Here is an 18,068-nt window from a genome sequence, read left to right on the forward strand (position 1 = left end):
CATTAGCGCAGCCGCGCATTAGCGTAAATAGGGAGACCACACGGGCTCGCGCACTTCGCCATCAACAGCGGGCAATCTTAACTTAAAACGGCCATCGAGCGACATAATTCCCAGCACGCCTAAGCGGCCTTTTCGGGTTGCGTAGACGACCATTTGGCTGTTTGGCGAAAAGCTTGGCGACTCGTCTAATGGCGTGTCGGTGAGGATGCTGAAGACGCCATTGTTTAGGTCTTGAATGCCGATGGCGTAGGTGCTCGGGCCGGTCTGATGCACCATCGATAAATAACGACCATTGGGACTGATATCACCGCGCGCGTTAAATTTCCCGCTAAACGTCAGGCGTTTGGTGCCACCGGAGGCAATGTCGAGGCGATAGATTTGTGGACCGCCACTGCGATCAGAGGTGAAAATTAACGACTTACCATCGCTGCTCCAGCGCGGCTCGGTGTCGATTGCCGGGCTGTTGGTTAGGCGTTTTAGGGACTTGTCTGTGAGGTCCATGACATAAATTTCTGGGTTGCCATCGCGCGATAACGTCAGCGCCATCGACTTGCCATCAGGTGACCACGATGGTGCACCATTGAGGCCGGCAAAATCGGAAATTTTGGTGCGCTGGCGGGTGGCAAGGTTTTGCACAAAAATAGCCGGTTTGCGCGCCTCAAAGGATACATAGGCGACTTGTCTGGCACTCGGCGACCAAGTCGGTGACAAAATCGGTTCCACCGAGTCGAGCAACGTAATCTGGCGTTCGCCATCAATGTCTGACAATTCTAAGCGGTAGCGTCGCTGAGTGTTGCGCTTGTACTGATTGACGTAGAGGATCTTCGTCGAAAAAACGCCAGGCTCGCCAGTCACTTGCTTGTAAATGCGATCGCTAATGTAGTGCGCGGCGTCGCGCCAGCGACTTGAGTCAACGGTAAAGGTTTCACCTAGCACGCGCTCTAGGCCGCCTTTCTTCAGCAACTCATAGCGGAATGAATACCGTCCATCAGCGGTTTTGCTGGCTTGGCCGATAACCACTAGGTCGGCGGCAATATTTTGCCATACACCCGGTAGCATTTCGGCACTGCTGCTGGGCTGACCGGGCAGAGTGGCCGGGTCGACTGAGCGAAATTTGCCGCTGCGATCTAAGTCGGCACGAATGATATTGCCGGTGTTATCGCCGGCACTGATTCCACCAAATGGCACCACGGCAATCGGCAGGGCATCGTCTAAGCGCTGCGTGATTTCGATTGTAAGACCGGCTTGCGCTAGGCCTGAAATCAGCAATAAACAAAAGCCAAGACATGTGCTTCGCAACGCCATGGGTTACTCCTCGGTAGTGTAGTTCAGCGCGAACACACGAAAGTTATCACGAAATAGGGCAGCATCGGCAGGAACTGGCAACGGACTCGCACGTAACACGGCGTCTTTTACACTGGCATCGAAGGCCGAATTGCCACTGCCTTTCGTGACAATAACAGATGATACCTCGCCGCCAGGCAGCAAAGTGATGCGCAATACAGTGGCTAATTCACCCGTCACTTGTGGTGGTCGGCGCCATTGGCTTTTAATTTTGCGATTAATCGCCAGGGTGAACTCGCGTAACTGCGCTGCTTGTTGTTTTGCCAATGCTGCATTGGTGGCTGACTCAGTTAAGGCATCGATTTCAGATTGCATTTGTTTGGCCAAGGCATCTTGTTGCTGCTGGCGTTGCTGTGCAGCACGCTTCGCTTGCTCGGCTTCAATGATTTTTTTGGCCTCATCAGCAATACGTTTGGCTTCAACAGCCGGGTCTGGTTTCGGCTTTGGCTTTGGCTCAGGCTTTGGCTCAGGCTTTGGCTCAGGCTTTGGCTCAGGTTTTGGCTCAGGTTTTGGCTCAGGTTTTGGCTCAGGTTTTGGCTCAGGTTTCGGTTCAGGTTTCGGTTCAGGTTTCGGTTCAGGCTCAGGCGCTTGCACAGGTGCGACTGCCAGTTCAGGCGCGGCGACGGCTGCCGGCGGAGCCACCAACATCGCCTGCATGGCTTTTGGCACCTCCGGCAATGTGTGCGGGCGCACAAAAACAACCAAGGCAATCACCAAGACTGCATGGCCAAGCAGCGATAGCGTAGTGGCAGACCAGCTGAGCTTCATGGCGTGCTTGGCAGCTCAGTGAGCAAGCCAACTTGCGTCACGCCAGCTTGTTGCAGTGATGACATCAGCTCAATCACGCGGCCATAGCTCACGCGCTGGTCACCATTGACCAAGACCGGCAGTTTTTCACCGCGAGCCTGACGCAGTGCACGAATCTCACTCGGGAGATTTTGCATGCTGACTTCGCTGCGCGTGGTCGGGTCTGATTGCAGCCAAAAACTGCCATTGGCCTTTACCGTGACAATGAGCGGCTGCTGATCGTTGATCGACAGGGCATCGGCCTCGGCTTCCGGCAAATCCACTTCAATGCCTTGCGTGAGCATGGGCGCGGTGATCATAAAAATCACCAAGAGCACGAGCATCACATCGATATACGGCACGACGTTCATCTCGGCCATGGGCTTTTTGCGGGGACGTCGAAGCGACGATTGCAGGCTCATGCTCAGTGGCCTGTGGTGCTGCGACCGGCATGCGCTTCGCGATGCAAAATGCTGCTTAACTCTTCGGCGAAGATTTCATAACGCGATAACACGCTGTCGCTGTCGGCGGCAAAACGGTTATAGGCGAGCACCGCGGGAATCGCCGCAAACAAACCAATAGCGGTGGCAATCAGGGCTTCGGCAATGCCCGGTGCGACCACGGCGAGGGTCGCTTGCTGGACTTTAGCGAGGCCAATAAACGACGACATAATGCCCCAGACCGTGCCAAACAAGCCGATATACGGGCTGGTCGAGCCAACGCTGGCCAAAAACGGCAGCTGTGCTTCTAAGCGTGATTGCTCAACACTCAAGGCAATGCGCAGGGCGCGCGCAACCCCTTGCATGGTGGCTTCAGAGTCGGCATTTTTTTCACGTAGGCGCTGGAACTCTTGAAAGCCGGCACGAAACAGATTTTCGCAGCCGGAATCGGTGTTGGGGCTATGGCCGACTTGCTCGCTGAGTTGGCGCATATCGGCACCGGACCAAAAGCGTTCCTCAAACTGACTCGCCAAGGCCTTAGCGCGACTATAGACCGCGCGGCGTTGCAAAATAATGCCCCACGACATCACCGAGGCAAGCACCAAGATCAGCATGACGGCCTGCACCACAGGGCTAGCACCGAGGATTAAAGAGGTGATGGTCATCTCGGGAGCGGCTGTCATGGGGTATTTCCTAGCAAGGGACGAAGTAAGTCGGACAAGGTAGTGGGCAGCGCGCGTGGTTTCAAGTGCAAACGGTCTACGCAGGCAACTTCCACGCGGCCGGCGGCAATGATGACGTCATCTCGCCAAATGCGTTGACGAAAATGCAGTGAGGCACGGCCAATTTTACTAATCTCGGCGCTCACAATGAGCTGATCATCGAGGCGGGCGGGTTGTTTATAGTCAATGTCGACATGGCGCACCACAAACAACACCGGGTCGGGGCCGGTCAGGTAGTGGTCATAGCCAAAGCTGCGCAAACACTCGGTGCGGGCGCGCTCAAAAAACTTTAAGTAATTCACATAATAAACAATGCCGCCGGCATCGGTGTCTTCAATATAGACCCGCACTGGCCAGTGAAAATCAGCCATGCGGCGCCTCCGGCGGTTTTAGGCCGAGCTGTAGCCAGGCTTGTTGGCTGGCCATGCGACCTCGCGCGGTACGAATCACCAAGCCCTGCTGAATCAAATACGGCTCAATGACATCTTCTAATGTGCCGGCATCTTCCGATAGTGCCGCAGCCATGGATTCGACGCCAACCGGCCCTCCGCCAAATTTTTCAATCAGTAGCGATAAAAAGCGTCGATCCATGCCGTCGAGACCTTGCGGATCGACATCGAGCAGGGTTAGCGCATCGTGCGCGATGGCCTGCGTGATGACGCCATTGCCTTTGACCTCGGCAAAATCACGCACACGCCGCAGCAGGCGATTGGCAATGCGTGGCGTGCCGCGCGCGCGTTGAGCAATTTCCGCGGCGCCATCACGCTCAATGGGCAAATTCAGCAAGTCGGCTGAGCGCGACACGATATGCGTGAGGTCGGCGACATTATAAAATTGCAGGCGCTGGACAATGCCAAACCGATCACGCAATGGCGAGGTGAGTAGGCCTGCGCGCGTGGTCGCACCTATTAATGTAAACGGCGGTAAATCGAGCTTAATGGAACGCGCTGCCGGGCCTTCGCCAATGACGATATCGAGCTGATAATCTTCCATGGCCGGGTATAAAATTTCTTCCACTACCGGCGATAATCGGTGAATTTCGTCGATAAATAGCACATCGCCAGCTTCTAGGTTGGTCAGCAAGGCGGCTAAATCGCCGGCACGCTCAAGCACCGGGCCCGAGGTTGAGCGCAGTTCGCCACCCATTTCACGGGCAATGATATTGGCCAAGGTGGTCTTGCCCAAGCCCGGTGGCCCGAAGATCAAGGTGTGATCAAGCGCTTCTTCGCGGCTGCGTGCGGCCTCAATAAAAATCGCCATTTGCTCGCGTACGTGCGGCTGACCCACGTAGTCATCGAGGCGAGTGGGGCGAATGGCACGGTCAATGGCCTGCTCTAAGGGCTTGGTGGCGCCGCTGATGAGACGATCGGATTCGACACTCATGATTTCAATAAGCCTTTCAAGGCCGCGCGCACGAGGCTGGCTGTATCAGTGTGCGCGCTGGCCACGGCTTTCACCGCACGCTGCGCCTCCACTGGCTTATAGCCCAGCGCTTCTAGCGCACTGATGGCCTCATCGCTGGCCGAGGCCTCGGGCACCAGCGTCACCGAGGCGCGCTCATCGGGCAACGACACGCGGAATTTATCGAGCTTATCGCGCAATTCCACGACCAAGCGCTCGGCGGTTTTTTTGCCGATGCCAGGCACGCGGGTCAGGGTAGCGATGTCTTCGCGTTGTAAGCAGGCGCGCAGCGCGCTGACCTCCATGCCCGACAAAATAGTCAGCGCCAGTTTTGGCCCGACACCGCTGACCTTAATCAGCAATAAAAACACGCTGCGCTGCTCGCGCTCATGAAAGCCAAAGAGCTGATGGGCATCTTCGCGCACGCTTAAATGCGTCCACAATGTGAGTGGCTCATTGAGCGCCGGGAGCTGATAGTAGGTAGTTAATGGCACATCGACGGCATAGCCGACACCGTGCACATCGAGCACAATTTGCGCGCTGTCTTTATCAATGAGTAGGCCGCTTAAGCGCGAAATCATGCCGCGTTATCCTTGTTATTTTGCTGCGCTATGGCTGAGGTAAAGCCTCATCAGTGGCCACGGCCGCGACGCAAACCAGTGATCGTCATTTTTAGCATATTTGCGCTGGCATGGGCATGACAAAGTGCCGCCGCTAAGCCATCGGCGGCATCGGCCTGCGGGCATTGCTCAAGCTGCAATAAGCGCATGACCATGTGCTGAACTTGCGTTTTATCGGCCGCGCCCGTACCCACTACCGATTGCTTGATTTGCCGGGCGCTGTATTCAGCCACTACCACGCCCGCATGCCCCAATGCTGCGAGCGCCGCGCCTCGGGCTTGGCCGAGCTTCAGCGCCGAGTCGGCATTGTTCGATAAAAACACTTGCTCAACGCTGGCCTGCGTTGGTTGCCACTGCGCAATGATTTGCGTCAGGCCTTGAAAAATCGTTAGCACGCGTTCTGGCAGGCTATCCTCGGTTTTCATGCGAATGCAGCCGCTGTCGACATAGCGCCAGCCGCGGCCCTCGGCGGCGATGACGCCATAGCCGGTGATGCGCGATCCGGGGTCAACGCCGAGGATAATGGTCAAGGTTTAGGCATTTAACGCGGCCATCACGGCCTCGCTAAAATTGGCGTTGGTGTAGACGTTTTGCACATCGTCGAGGTCTTCGAGCATATCGATCATCTTGAGAATTTTCTCGGCCTGCTCCAGCACGGTGATGTCGGCTTGCGTGCTCGCCTGCATGGTCACTTCGGCCTGCTCGGGCTTCAATCCGGCGGCCTCCAGCGCATCCACCACGGCACCAAAAGCTTCTGGCGTGGTAACGACTGTGAAGCCATCGTCATCGCTTTCAACGTCATCCGCACCAGCCTCTAGAGCCACTTCGAGAAGCTGATCTTCGTGGGTCGCTGCGCTGAAGACGATTTCGCCGCGCTTGGCGAATAAATACGCCACGGAGCCGTTCGTGCCCAGATTGCCGCCATTTTTGCTAAAGCCGTGGCGGACTTCTGAGACCGTGCGATTGATATTATCGGTCATGGTCTCAACCAATACCGCCACGCCACCAACGCCATAGCCCTCATAGGTCAGTTCGTCGAGTTTTTTGTCGTCGTCGCCGCCAGCACCACGCGAGATGGCGCGGTTGACGACATCGCGCGTCATATTGGCGCCTAAGGCTTTTGAGACGATGGCGCGTAGGCGTGGGTTGTCGGCCTCGCTGGGGCCGCCTAAGCGCGCGGCCACGGTGATTTCACGAATAAATTTGGTGAAAATCTTGCCGCGCGAGGCGTCGGTACGCGCTTTTTTATGTTTGATGTTTGCCCATTTGCTGTGTCCGGCCATGGCTTACTCCTTCGCTGCCTGAGCGCTAGCGAGCTTCGGCTCTTCGCGCAAACGGATGCCGAGCTCACGTAGCTGTTTGGTCTCAACGGGTGCGGGCGCGTGCGTCATCAGGCATTCGGCCGTTTTCGTTTTCGGGAAGGCAATGACATCACGAATCGACGTGGCACCGGTCATCAGCATGACGAGGCGATCGAGGCCAAAGGCTAGGCCGCCATGCGGTGGCGCGCCGTATTTGAGGGCATCGAGCAGAAACTCGAATTTCTCATTGGCTTCTTCTTCGCTGATGCCGAGCGCTTCAAACACGGCTTTTTGCATGTCGAGGTTGTAAATACGCAGCGAGCCGCCACCGAGTTCGGTGCCATTGAGCACCATGTCATAGGCCACGGAAATGGCCTCGCCAGGGTTGGTTTTCAGCGTCTCAACATCGCATTTGGGCAGCGTGAAGGGATGGTGCACGGAGGTCCATTGGCCATCGGCAACCTCTTCAAACATCGGGAAGTCCACGACCCATAGTGGCGCCCATTCGCAGGTCAGTAGCTTCTGGTCATGACCGACTTTCACGCGCAAGGCACCGAGCGCATCATTGACTACACGGGCTTTGTCGGCGCCAAAGAAAATCAAGTCGCCATTGGCCGCACCGGTGCGCTCTATGATGGCTTTTAGGGCGTCATCGGGCAGGAATTTCACAATTGGCGATTGCAGACCGCTGCCTTCGCCATTGTGGATATTACTGATGTCATTGACCTTGATGTAGGCGAGGCCTTTGGCGCCATAAATACCGACAAACTTGGTGTATTCGTCGATTTGGCTGCGTGGCATGGCCGCGCCACCGGGCACGCGTAGTGCAGCAATACGGCCTTTAGGGTCTTTTGCGGGGCCGGCGAAAACTTTGAATTCGACTTTGTCCATCAGGTCGGCAACATCGACGAGCTCTAATGGGATGCGCAGGTCGGGTTTATCTGAGCCAAAGCGGCGCATAGCATCGGCATAGGTCATGCGCGGGAAGGCGTCGAATGTCACACCGAGCAGCTGGTCAAACAGCTCCACAGCCATATTTTCGGTGATCTGCATGATTTCCTCGTCGCTCATAAACGAGGTTTCGATATCGATTTGCGTGAATTCGGGCTGACGGTCAGCGCGTAAATCTTCATCGCGGAAACATTTGGCGATTTGATAGTAGCGGTCAAAGCCGGAGACCATCAGCAGCTGTTTAAAGAGCTGGGGTGACTGCGGCAGGGCGAAAAAGCTGCCGGGCTGAGTGCGTGAGGGCACCAAGTAGTCGCGCGCGCCTTCGGGGGTGGCGCGCGTCAAAATAGGTGTTTCCACATCTAAAAAGCCATGACGGTCTAAATAGTTGCGAATCAGCGTGGTGACTTTTGAGCGAAAGCGCATGCGCTCAAGCATTTCCGGGCGACGCATATCGAGGAAACGATATTTCAGACGAATCTCTTCGCCAACATTGCTGAAGTCATCATTGAGCGGGAAGGGCGGCGTTTCGGCCTGCGCCAAAATCTCAATGGCCTTACCCAACACCTCAATTTGCCCCGATGGCATATTGGCATTTTCAGTGCCGGCATAACGCTGACGCACGCGGCCGGTAATTTTCAACACGTATTCCGAACGTGATTTATCAGCGGTAGCAAACGCCTCCGGGGTGTCTGGATCAATGACCACTTGCACCAAACCTTCGCGGTCGCGTAGGTCGAGGAAAATCACGCCGCCATGGTCACGGCGACGGTGCACCCAACCGCACAATGTCACGGTTTGGTCGATAAAGGATTGATTCAAACTGCCGCAGTAATGGCTACGCATAAGGCCAACATCTCAGGTCAAAAAAGGGGCAAATGGCTCGCGCCATGGAAGCTAGCCGGCGAGTATAGCGAAGTCATTGCAGGCCTGCGAAGGGGGCTTTCACAGAAGACCTCTTTACAGATCAAAAATCTTGGCGTAAATAGCGCGATGAGTGGCGCAGTTAAGCAGTGTTTGCCCGAGCGATCGCCAGTCAACGCACGATGACGCATAGCCTGTAGGAGGGCTTGGTGATGGAAGATGCATTTATTGAAGACGCAGATGATCAAGACAGCGACGAGTCAGAAAAAACCAACTCGGTAAAGAATGTGCTCGATAAACGTCGTCTGCTAGATGACAAAATTGACGAGCGGCGTTTACGCCGGCAACTGCGCGATTACGACTTTGATTTAGACGATTAATTGCGCAGCCAGAAACGATTGTTAGCGGCGTCAACTTGCACGACGTCGCTGACTGGGCATAATGGACACGTTCAATTCACTCACAGACGACAAGGATTTGATTATGGCTTTTGAATTGCCTGCACTGCCCTATGACAGCGCCGCACTGGAACCACACATCACCGCGCATACCTTGAGCTTTCACCATGCCAAGCACCACAACGCGTATGTCACCAACTTAAATAACCTGATCAAAGATACTGATCTGGCCGACAAAAGCTTAGAAGACATCATGAAAGCCAGCGCTGGCGACGCCGCCAAAGCCGGTATTTTTAATAACAGTGCGCAAGTCTGGAACCACACCTTTTACTGGCACAGCATGAAGCCCAATGGCGGCGGCAAGCCCACAGGCGCCATTGCCGCAAAAATCGATGCAGACTTTGGCTCATACGAGCAGTTTGCTGAAGCCTTCAAGGCCGCTGCCGCCACACAGTTTGGTTCTGGCTGGGCGTGGTTGGTTGTCGGTGCCGATGGCAAATTGGCGGTGACTAAAACCGGTAATGCCGACTCGCCCTTGGTGCATGGCCACAAGCCACTGTTGACCATCGATGTCTGGGAGCACGCCTACTATTTGGACTTCCAGAACCGTCGTCCAGACTACATCAGCACCTTCCTAGATAAGTTGGTGAACTGGGACTTTGCAAATGCCAACTTGGCAGGCTAACGATCCCGTGGCTCGGCCGCCGCGTTGATGTCTGTGGCGAGCCCACCGGTTACAAAAAAGCACCCACGTGGTGCTTTTTTGCATTCCGAGACCATGCTTCGTCGGCATGTGCAAATGCTGGTGAACTTGCGCTGGGCCTTTGCTTTATTGCTGGTGCTGACAGCGAGCATTTGTCAGTGGTGGCTGACGCCGGCACCGAGCTGGTCTACGAGCTTGGTGATGGCATTTGCGCTGTTGATCGTCATCAATGTGCTCAGTCAGTTACGTTTGCGTGCTGCGCATGCGGTTGATCCTGATGAGCTTTTTCTGCAGCTTCTGTTCGATCTCGTGGTGCTGACGTGGCTATTTCATGAAAGCGGTGGCAGCAGCAATCCCTTCGTGACGTATTATTTAGTGCCGTTAGCCGTGGCAGCCTCGACGCTAGCGACGCGTCAAACTTATAGTTTGGCGCTACTCATGCTGGTCGCGTACGGCATATTGTTTTGGTGGCCAAGTGCCGCCTTGCCCGTGCCTTGGCCATGGCATAGTTATGAAGGCCATTTACTGGGTATGTGGGCAAACTTTGGTATTAGCGCCGGTTTGTTGGTGTTTTTTCTCGGCAGAATGCATCAGCGCTTACGCGCACAAGAGCGCCATCACGTTGAGCAACAACGCCAGCAATTGCTCAGGGACCAAGCCCTTGCGCTAGGATCTTTGGCCGCTACCGCGGTACACGACCTGGCCACGCCCATTGCCACACTGACTTTATTAGCTGAAGAGTTAGATGCCGCACCAGCCAGTGTGCGCAGCGATGTGCAGGCGCAGCTACAGCGCTGCCGAGGCATTTTGGCTGAGTTGCGCGAGCAGGCGCAGCATCCCGAGCATTTGCCTGAACAAGCACTGGCGTCGCTGATGGAGCATTTGCTTGCACCGCTGCGTGAGGCGTATGTGCAAACGCCGATTCGCGTGCAATTAGCATCGCCGCACGCGCTATTGGCGCTGCCGTGGAAGGCCCAGCAAGTCATTAGCCATGTGTTAAAAAATGCCTTGGAGGCGCCGACAACCGAGGTGCGCGTGCATGCACGTCTCAGCGCCACGCATTTTTACTGCAGTATTTCTGATGACGGCCCCGGCTTTAGTGCGGCCATGTTGGCGGCGGCCCGCGAGCGACGGCTGGAGCCCTATGCCAGTGAAAAACCCGATGGCTTGGGTTTGGGGCTGTGCTTGGCTTGCATCACCCTTGATGAACTTGGCGGGCAATTAATCTTGGCAAATGATCAGGGCGCGACGGTGCATATTGAGTTGCCTATTCATGCCCCAGAGTACTAAGCAGGAGTGCGCCATGCGCTTACTAATTATTGATGACGATGAAAGTTTTCGCGCGGCACTCGCTCGAGCCTGTGAGCGCCGGGGCTGCGTTGTTACTGTGGCTTCAGATCGCGCCTCGGCTTTGGGGCGTGCGTTGGAGTTTGGGCCTGATGCGGCAGTGGTGGATTTACGCCTTGCCGATGCCTCTGGTTTGGCGTTATTGCCCGAGTTATTGGCCATTCGCCCGGCTATGCGCTTGCTCATGCTGACCGGCTTTAGCTCAATTGCGACAGCCGTTGAGGCAGTGAAGCGCGGTGCCATCAATTATTTGGCGAAACCCGCCGCCGTCGATGATATTTTGCGAGCATTGGGGCATGGCGAGGCGCCATTGCCAGTCAGTACGCCAGCGGCGGCGCCAGAGCCCAGTATTGACCGCCTGACGTGGGAATACATCCAGCGTATTCTGCTAGAAGAGAGGGGCAATATCTCAGCAGCGGCTCGGCGTTTAGGCATGCACCGGCGCACCTTGCAGCGGCGCTTGAGTAAACGGCCAGTGGCGCATTAGGCCTTATTAGGGCAGCGTCGGGCCAGCTCGGCGGCCTTTAATAAAGCCAATAATGCCCGGCAGTATGCTCAAGCCAATGATGCCGAAAATCACCAAGATGAAATTCTCTTTCACCACCGGCAGGTTGCCGAAGGCATGGCCTAACCAAACAAAGCTGCCCACCCACAAAATGCCGCCAAACACATCAATCGGGAAAAAGCGGCGATAGTTCATGTGGCCCACGCCGGCCACAAACGGCGCCAGTGTTCGCACAATCGGCATAAAGCGAGCAATCACAATGGTTTTGCCGCCGTGGCGGGCAAAAAATGCCTGCGTTCGATCGAGGTCTTTGCGGCGTATCCAGCGTGAATCCCAGGTGTAGACGCGCTCGCCAATGCTGCGGCCGACCCAATAGTTGCAGTTATCACCCAAGACCGCCGCGAACCAGAGCAAGAAGGTCAGCGTGACCGGATCCATGATGCCCGTTGCAGCCAATGCGCCGGCGGCAAACAGCAGACTGTCGCCAGGCAAAAAAGGCATCACTACCACGCCAGTTTCAACAAACACGATCAGAAATAGTAGGCCGTAGATCATCATTGCGCCATGCTCATCAGCAAAGGCTTTTAAGTGGGCGTCGACATGCAAAATAAAGTCGATCAGTTCCATACGCGCTCCAAATGTGCGGCAAAGTTTGTCAATGAGGTAGCACCAATCACCGGTGCTTGTGCTGTGCCTTGGGCATCCCAAAATAAATACGCTGGCGGGCCGAAAAGCGCGTTGTCTTGCATCCACGCCAGCTGATCCGCGGTGGTCTCAGTGATATCAAATTTGATGCGCCGAGCCGGTTCCATTAGCGCTTGAATTTGTGGCTTGGATAGCACGTCATGCTCCATCTCAATGCAGCTCACACACCAGTCGGCATACACATCAACAATCACCGGCTGACCAGCGGTTTTTGCCTCAGCAATGAGCCGCTCTAGCGCCGCTCGGTCATTGACGCGCAAAAAGCCGAGGCCATCTTCGCCAGTTGTGGTGCGTGCTGCGGGTATATGCCAAGGCGATAGCAGTTGTTGGCCGCCCTGAGCGCCGGACCACACCAAACTGCCGCCATAGGTCATGAGGCATGTTGCCACGATCAGTGCTAGTGCGCGGCGTGTACTGGCAACGCTCATCAGGCCTAAGGCCGTGAGGCCAAAAAACACACCCCAGCCAATTTGAGCCTGCGCGGGGCTGAGTAAGCGCAGCACCATGGAGACGGCGACGGCGACTAGGCCCCAGGCAAATAAGCGCTTGATGATGTCCATCCAGGCGCCTGCTTTTGGAATTAAACGCCCGCCGCCGGCGCCTAAAATGAGCAGCGGCAAGCCCATGCCTAGGCTTAGCGCAAATAACGCGCTAGCGCCGAGCAGTGCATCTTGGCTGGTGCTCAAAAACAACATGACACCGGCCAAGGGCGCCGATACGCACGGCGAGACAATCACGCTGCTAATTGCTCCCATGATGAAAACGGAGCCGTATAAGCCACCGCGCTGCTGAGTTTGCGCGCGCTGAATCTTTTCCTGCCAGGCCTGCGGCAACGCGAGTGCGCGGCCTTGCCAAAGCATCACGGCCAAGCCAACAAAGAGCAGCGCGAAGCTGATGAGCACCGTTGGGTTTTGCAGTAGCGCTGAGATATTAGCGGCGGCCCCGAGACTAGCAATAAGTAGACCGGCGAGCGTGTACATCAAGCTCATACCGAGCACATAGCTGAGTGCAAGCAAAAAGCCTTGGCGCGCGGTCGGTGTTTTTTGGCCGGCAATAATCGCCGATAAAATCGGCAACATGGGCAAGACACAGGGCGTAAATGCCAAGCCAATGCCCAACGCTAAAAACACGCCAAGCACAACAATGAACGAGGCGCTGCCAAGCCAGAGTGCCAAGGCGCTGGCATTACTGGCATCGGGCGCCACCGGAGCCGGTGCGCTTTTTGCTCCGGGCGCTACGGGTGGTACGGGCGCTATGGCGCCGTCAATGCTCGGTCGCCAGCGAGTCAAGTCGACTGGCACGGACCATACTTGCGGTGGATAACATAGGCCGGCATCGGCGCAGCCTTGATAGCGAACCAACAGCGAGGCTTCACCCGTAGCTTCATGGGCTGGTGCCGCGATGCGTAAATCGATAGCGTCTCGAAACACCGCCACGCGGCCAAAGGTGGGGTCATCTAGCATGTCGCCGGCTCGCGATGTGCTGTGTGGCGGCAATACAGGTGCGATGCTGCCATCGGCCCATTGCAGTTGAAACTGCTTGTCGTAGAGGTAATACCCGGGGCTGATGGCAAAGTGCAGCAGCAAGTCGCCTTCATCGCTGATGACGCTGGGCACAAAGGCCTGCTCAACGGGCAAAAACTCGCCAGCCGAGGGACTGGTATCAAATAGTCCCACCGCCTGTGTGATGCTGGCGCTAATCAGCAAAACAGTGGCAATGAGCATTGAGAGCAAACGCTGCGAGCAGGGCATGGGCATATTCACGTGGATATTAAGTGGAAAGCACAGAACGTAAGCGGGCGATTATGGCCTGCTAATGATCGTGCTGCAAAGACTCAGTACCTAGACGCACAGGGCATGCGCTTAGGCTACACTACGCGCAGATTTTTCTGGGGGTGGCCGTGTTACGGGTGCAAGGGTTGACTGCGTGGCGTGAGGATCGCTGCTTATATCGCGATGTCGCATTGGCATTGCCCGCGGGGTCGATCACGCAAATTCGTGGACCGAATGGCGCCGGTAAAACCACGTTGTTAAAACATATTGCCGGCCTTGCTGGCCATCGCGCAGGGCTCGTCAGTTGGTTGGCCTATGACAGCCACAATGATCGCGATGATTTTCTACATAACCTGCTTTATCTCGGGCATTTGCCAGGCATTAAATCAGCCCTCAGTGTTGCCGAAAACCTCACGGCGTTGGCCGCTTGTCGAGGTGTGTCGCTGCCGCCTGAAACGATATCTTATGCCCTCAATACGGTGAAATTAGCCGGTTACGATGACATGCCGTGCCACCAGTTATCGGCGGGACAGTTACGGCGGGTGGCATTAGCGCGACTGTTTACCGAGCCGGTTGCCTTGTGGCTGTTAGATGAGCCTTTCACCGCCATCGATCAGGCCGGTGTGCGCGAGCTGGAGGGCTGGCTGGTAGCTCATGCAGCGCATGGTGGGGTGGTGTTGTTGACCACGCACCATCAGCTCCACGTCAGTTGCCCAGTGCACTATGTTGACCTGTTGCCGCTGCCAGAGGGGCGTGATTAATGTCAGCATTTATGGCGGTGATGATGCGCGACCTACGTATTGGTTTGCGCCAAGGCGGCGGTTGGTTGAACCCCTTAGTATTTTTTCTGATGGTCATTGCGTTGGTGCCTCTGGCGGTCAGCCCGGCGCCCGATGCTCTGCGCATGTTGGCAGGCGGCATCATCTGGATCGCGGCATTGCTGGCGGTGTTATTAGCCATGGATGGTCTGTTTCGTAGTGACTTTGACGATGGCACGCTTGAGCAATTGTCATTACATTCAACACCGATGGCCGTGCTGGTGCTGGCAAAAATTCTCGCGCATTGGCTGCTAACGGGGCTGTGCCTGACGCTATTAGCGCCATTGGCCGCGTTACTGCTTAATTTGCCGGTGCAGGCCATGGGTGTGCTGTGCTTAACGCTGCTCATGGGCACCTTAACGTTGAGTTTAATTAGCGCCATTGGTGCCGCCTTGACCGTGAGTTTGCGACGCGGCGGCTTGCTGGTGCCACTGATTACCTTGCCACTGCATATTCCCGTGGTGATTTTTGCTACAGCGGCTGTGCAGGCGAGTGTTATTGGCCAGCCTGTTGCGGGGTTTTTAGCGTTGCTGGCGGCGTTTTTGCTGCTTGCACTGATGATCGCGCCGCTCGCTAGCGCCGCCGCACTTGGCCTGCACAACAGTATTGATTAGGGCAACACACGATGAAATTTCTCAAGCGCCTGTGGGCAAGTATTGAAAGCACGGTCAGCCCACAACACTTTTATCGCCTCAGCGGTTTATGGCTGCCATGGTTTGTTTGGCCCGCGGTATTACTCGTTAGCGTCGGCCTCGTGTGGGGCTTGGCGATTGCCCCTGCGGATTACCAGCAGGGCAATAGTTATCGCATCATCTTTATTCATGTGCCCGCGGCGAGCCTTGCCATGGGCGGCTACTTGCTGCTCGCGAGTTGTGCCGTAATCACGCTGGTCTGGCGTGTGAAAACCGCAGCGGCCGTGGCACGTGCGGCAGCGCCAGTGGGCGCGCTTTTTTGCCTCATGGCACTGATTACCGGGGCGTTGTGGGGCAAACCCACGTGGGGCACTTACTGGGTGTGGGATGCGCGTCTCACTTCTATGCTTATTTTGCTGTTTTTATATTGCGGCGTGATGGCGCTACAGCAGGCCTTCGACAGCCAAAGCCAAGGCAGTAAAGCTGCCGCTTTATTGGCGCTGGTGGGTGTCATCAATTTGCCCATCATTAAATATTCCGTGGAATGGTGGAACACCCTGCATCAGGGCTCGACATTTCGCATTACTGAGCGCCCAACCATGCCGCCAGAAATGTATTTGCCTTTGTTAGTGATGTTTGTCGGGCTTTACTGCGTCTTTGTTAGCGTGGTGCTGATGCGCAGTCGCCATGAAATTTTACGGCGTGAGGTACGCAGCCGCTGGGCGCAAGGCGTTATTCAAGGGACGGCAGGGGGCAAGCACTGATGTACTTTTCCAGCTGGGCAGCATTTTTCGCCATGGGGGGCCACGCGCCGTATGTCTGGGCATCCTATGGGCTGATGGCGTTTAGCCTAGCGGCGCTCATTATGGCCTCACGTGTCAGTCAGCAACGTTGGCTAAAGCAGCAACGTCGGCGGCATCACGCGCAACAGCGCGCGCCCATCATTTCTCATTCCACCTCTCAGGAGCACTAAGTCATGCACCCGCAACGTCGTCGCCGTTTGATTTGGATCATTGCCTTGCTGCTAGGGCTGGGCGCCGTAGTGGCATTAGCGAGTTATGCGTTACGGCAAAACATCAATTTGTTTTACACGCCCTCGCAGTTAGCCGCCAACGAGGCGCAAGAGGGTCGACGCATTCAAGTGGGCGGACTGGTGGTGCAGGGCTCCGTGCAGCGCTCAGCGGATAGCTTGGCGGTGCGTTTTATGCTCAGTGATTTGCAAGCGAATGTGCCCGTGCAATTTAACGGCATCTTGCCGGACTTATTTCGCGAGGGTCAGGGTATCGTGGCAAATGGCGTCTGGAGCAATGGTGAAGTGATGGCCGATGAGGTGTTGGCCAAGCATGATGAAAACTATATGCCGCCGCGCGTTAAAGAGGCTATTGAGGCCGCCGGCCATCCTGGCGATGGCAACAAAGCAGCCTACTAATGCGCTGCACTTGGCGCTTGCTGGAAGCGCCAACGCCAAGTGGTCAATAACGTCAGTACGCCAAGCCCCATCAGCAGGCTATAGAGCGAGAGGCCGGCAACACCCAAAATAACCATGGCCGCTAAAGCGCTGGCGACCATAAACAGCGCATTCAGTACGTTGATGCCGGCGATCACTTGCGCGCGCTCATGGGCCTCGGCATCGTGCTGAATAAGTGCATACAGCGGCACAATATATAAGCCGGCACTGAAGCCCACAGCGGTTAGCTGGCCGATATGCCGCCAAGCGCCAGGTGCCGTGAGCCATTGCGACACATTGAGCAGTTCGCCGACGGCGGCCTCACGCGGAATGAGTAAGCTTAATGCCGCCATCAACAGCCCGCCCAGCATGACCACGCGCCCTGGCGGCAGGTAGTTGACTAGCACATGGCAGGCCAGCGAGCCGGCGCCAATGCCCACTGAAAATAGCACCAACAGCGCGGTAGCCACGCCGGCATCACCACCCAAATAGCGTTGTGTGTATTCGGGTAGCTGCGTTAGCCAGAGCGCGCCAAATAACCAAAACCACGAAATGCCAAGGCTCAAACGCCAGCGAAATGCGCTGCGCCGAAGCGTCGCGAGACAGGCTTTGGTATTGCGCATGAGGTGGTAATCGGTGCGTTGTTTGGCGGCGATGGCCATGCCAGCGGGCATTTTGCGGCTAAATGCCCAACCCACGAGGGCCAAGGCAATGAGGCTGGCGCCGAGTACAGTCACATCGGCATTAAAAACGGTGACCAGCACGCCGCCAAATAAACTACCAAGCAAAATCGCCAGCGAGGTGGCGGTTTCCACTAGGGCATTGGCGGGCATTAAGGCGCTCGGCGCTAAGCGTTCGGGTAGCCACGCGTATTTGATCGGACCAAATAATGCTGACTGGGTTCCCATGCCGAACAGCGTGATCAGTAGCAAGGTCAGTGACTGCATATAAAATCCGATGCAGGCGACGCTCATCAAGACAATTTCCAATACCTTTATTTGCCGTGCGAGCTGCGCTTTTTCAAAGCGGTCAGCCCATTGGCCCGCAATCCCAGAAAATAAAAAGAACGGCAAAATAAACAAGCCCGCGCATAAATTAGTCAGCAGTCCAACCGGCAAGTCGCTGTAAGTGGCGGTTTGGTAGGTCAGCAATAAGATCAGCGCCTGCTTAAAGGCGTTGTCGTTGAAGGCGCCGAAAAACTGCGTCCCGAAGAGCGGCCAAAATTGTCGCTGACCCAGAACCTGACCTAGAGATGGCATAGCAAGCGCTCATGACGGTGAAAGTAAGGCCGAGTATGCCCAGACTGCGTCGATAA

Annotated in this window: 22 protein-coding genes; 9 read left to right on the forward strand and 13 right to left on the reverse strand. The window is 56.0% G+C overall.

All coding sequences use genetic code 11. From position 1 onward, the window contains the following. Window positions 1-18 precede the first annotated feature (18 nt). The 10 genes from tolB to aspS are packed head-to-tail and all read right to left on the reverse strand — an operon-like array spanning window position 19 to window position 8,408. Window positions 19-1,305 carry a Tol-Pal system beta propeller repeat protein TolB gene (tolB, locus tag DFR26_RS09475; RefSeq protein WP_116208730.1) on the reverse strand — a complete coding sequence of 429 codons (1,287 nt, stop codon included), beginning with the start codon at window positions 1,303-1,305 and terminating at the stop codon, window positions 19-21. Window positions 1,306-1,308: 3 nt separating this feature from the next. After that, window positions 1,309-2,112: an energy transducer TonB gene (locus tag DFR26_RS11105; RefSeq protein WP_181899042.1), complete on the reverse strand. Its 804-nt coding sequence runs from the start codon at window positions 2,110-2,112 to the stop codon at window positions 1,309-1,311. Continuing rightward, window positions 2,109-2,552 (reverse strand): protein TolR, encoded by a 444-nt coding sequence (tolR, locus tag DFR26_RS09490; RefSeq protein ID WP_220375765.1) that lies wholly within the window; start codon window positions 2,550-2,552, stop codon window positions 2,109-2,111. The genes DFR26_RS11105 and tolR overlap by 4 nt, the downstream gene beginning before the upstream one ends. Window positions 2,553-2,554: 2 nt before the next feature. Then, entirely contained in the window at window positions 2,555-3,253 is a 699-nt protein-coding gene (gene tolQ / locus DFR26_RS09495) for a protein TolQ (protein ID WP_116208732.1), read from the reverse strand. Further along, on the reverse strand, window positions 3,250-3,663 hold the full coding sequence (gene ybgC / locus DFR26_RS09500; protein ID WP_116208733.1) for a tol-pal system-associated acyl-CoA thioesterase: 414 nt from the start codon (window positions 3,661-3,663) through the stop codon (window positions 3,250-3,252). Before ybgC ends, tolQ begins: the two co-directional genes overlap by 4 nt. After that, complete coding sequence (gene ruvB, locus DFR26_RS09505; RefSeq protein WP_116208734.1) at window positions 3,656-4,675, reverse strand: Holliday junction branch migration DNA helicase RuvB; 1,020 nt, start codon at window positions 4,673-4,675, stop codon at window positions 3,656-3,658. Before ruvB ends, ybgC begins: the two co-directional genes overlap by 8 nt. Next, window positions 4,672-5,274 carry a Holliday junction branch migration protein RuvA gene (gene ruvA / locus DFR26_RS09510; RefSeq protein ID WP_116208735.1) on the reverse strand — a complete coding sequence of 201 codons (603 nt, stop codon included), beginning with the start codon at window positions 5,272-5,274 and terminating at the stop codon, window positions 4,672-4,674. Before ruvA ends, ruvB begins: the two co-directional genes overlap by 4 nt. Window positions 5,275-5,324: 50 nt before the next feature. After that, the gene (ruvC, locus tag DFR26_RS09515) at window positions 5,325-5,843 is read right to left on the reverse strand and encodes a crossover junction endodeoxyribonuclease RuvC (protein ID WP_116208736.1); all 519 of its coding nucleotides are present in this window, start codon (window positions 5,841-5,843) and stop codon (window positions 5,325-5,327) included. Window positions 5,844-5,846: 3 nt separating this feature from the next. Beyond that, on the reverse strand, window positions 5,847-6,596 hold the full coding sequence (locus DFR26_RS09520) for a YebC/PmpR family DNA-binding transcriptional regulator (RefSeq protein WP_116208737.1): 750 nt from the start codon (window positions 6,594-6,596) through the stop codon (window positions 5,847-5,849). Between the two features lie 3 nt (window positions 6,597-6,599). Beyond that, the gene (aspS, locus tag DFR26_RS09525; RefSeq protein ID WP_116208738.1) at window positions 6,600-8,408 is read right to left on the reverse strand and encodes an aspartate--tRNA ligase; all 1,809 of its coding nucleotides are present in this window, start codon (window positions 8,406-8,408) and stop codon (window positions 6,600-6,602) included. Between the two features lie 230 nt (window positions 8,409-8,638). Between aspS and DFR26_RS11110 the strand changes: the two genes are divergently transcribed. The 4 genes from DFR26_RS11110 to DFR26_RS09540 all read left to right on the forward strand — a co-directional run bounded on the left by DFR26_RS11110 (window position 8,639) and on the right by DFR26_RS09540 (window position 11,361). After that, a complete protein-coding gene (locus tag DFR26_RS11110; protein WP_181899043.1) occupies window positions 8,639-8,806 on the forward strand; it encodes a PA3496 family putative envelope integrity protein in 168 nt (55 codons plus the stop codon). 103 nt (window positions 8,807-8,909) lie between these two features. Beyond that, complete coding sequence (locus DFR26_RS09530) at window positions 8,910-9,509, forward strand: superoxide dismutase (RefSeq protein ID WP_116208941.1); 600 nt, start codon at window positions 8,910-8,912, stop codon at window positions 9,507-9,509. A 93-nt stretch (window positions 9,510-9,602) separates the two neighbouring features. Next, on the forward strand, window positions 9,603-10,817 hold the full coding sequence (locus tag DFR26_RS09535; protein ID WP_181899044.1) for an ATP-binding protein: 1,215 nt from the start codon (window positions 9,603-9,605) through the stop codon (window positions 10,815-10,817). 13 nt (window positions 10,818-10,830) lie between these two features. Then, entirely contained in the window at window positions 10,831-11,361 is a 531-nt protein-coding gene (locus tag DFR26_RS09540; protein ID WP_245953056.1) for a response regulator transcription factor, read from the forward strand. A gap of 6 nt (window positions 11,362-11,367) precedes the next feature. Here DFR26_RS09540 and DFR26_RS09545 read toward each other — a convergent pair whose 3' ends face one another. Together DFR26_RS09545 and dsbD are read right to left on the reverse strand one after the other, a co-directional pair. Then, a complete protein-coding gene (locus tag DFR26_RS09545) occupies window positions 11,368-12,006 on the reverse strand; it encodes a DedA family protein (RefSeq protein ID WP_116208741.1) in 639 nt (212 codons plus the stop codon). Next, the gene (dsbD, locus tag DFR26_RS09550) at window positions 11,997-13,835 is read right to left on the reverse strand and encodes a protein-disulfide reductase DsbD (RefSeq protein WP_181899045.1); all 1,839 of its coding nucleotides are present in this window, start codon (window positions 13,833-13,835) and stop codon (window positions 11,997-11,999) included. The genes DFR26_RS09545 and dsbD overlap by 10 nt, the downstream gene beginning before the upstream one ends. A gap of 149 nt (window positions 13,836-13,984) precedes the next feature. Between dsbD and ccmA the strand changes: the two genes are divergently transcribed. Genes ccmA through ccmE form a run of 5 tightly spaced genes read left to right on the forward strand, consistent with a single transcriptional unit; the run spans window position 13,985 to window position 16,735 of the window. Further along, window positions 13,985-14,617 (forward strand): cytochrome c biogenesis heme-transporting ATPase CcmA, encoded by a 633-nt coding sequence (ccmA, locus tag DFR26_RS09555; protein ID WP_245953057.1) that lies wholly within the window; start codon window positions 13,985-13,987, stop codon window positions 14,615-14,617. Continuing rightward, on the forward strand, window positions 14,617-15,288 hold the full coding sequence (gene ccmB, locus DFR26_RS09560) for a heme exporter protein CcmB (RefSeq protein WP_220375766.1): 672 nt from the start codon (window positions 14,617-14,619) through the stop codon (window positions 15,286-15,288). The genes ccmA and ccmB overlap by 1 nt, the downstream gene beginning before the upstream one ends. Window positions 15,289-15,299: 11 nt before the next feature. Continuing rightward, window positions 15,300-16,070, forward strand: a complete 771-nt coding sequence (locus DFR26_RS09565; RefSeq protein ID WP_116208744.1) for a heme ABC transporter permease — start codon at window positions 15,300-15,302, stop codon at window positions 16,068-16,070. 32 nt (window positions 16,071-16,102) lie between these two features. Next, on the forward strand, window positions 16,103-16,279 hold the full coding sequence (gene ccmD, locus DFR26_RS11360) for a heme exporter protein CcmD (RefSeq protein ID WP_425453367.1): 177 nt from the start codon (window positions 16,103-16,105) through the stop codon (window positions 16,277-16,279). A 3-nt stretch (window positions 16,280-16,282) separates the two neighbouring features. Continuing rightward, window positions 16,283-16,735, forward strand: coding sequence for a cytochrome c maturation protein CcmE (gene ccmE / locus DFR26_RS09575; protein ID WP_116208746.1), 453 nt, complete (start codon window positions 16,283-16,285; stop codon window positions 16,733-16,735). On the opposite strand, the gene DFR26_RS09580 is transcribed toward ccmE, so the two are convergent. Beyond that, entirely contained in the window at window positions 16,732-18,012 is a 1,281-nt protein-coding gene (locus DFR26_RS09580; protein ID WP_116208747.1) for an MFS transporter, read from the reverse strand. The two genes, ccmE and DFR26_RS09580, sit on opposite strands and share 4 nt — an antisense overlap. Window positions 18,013-18,068: the final 56 nt, after the last annotated feature.

It is taken from the genome of Paraperlucidibaca baekdonensis (genome assembly GCF_003387535.1).
GTDB classification, from domain to species: Bacteria; Pseudomonadota; Gammaproteobacteria; order Pseudomonadales; family Moraxellaceae; genus Perlucidibaca; species Perlucidibaca baekdonensis.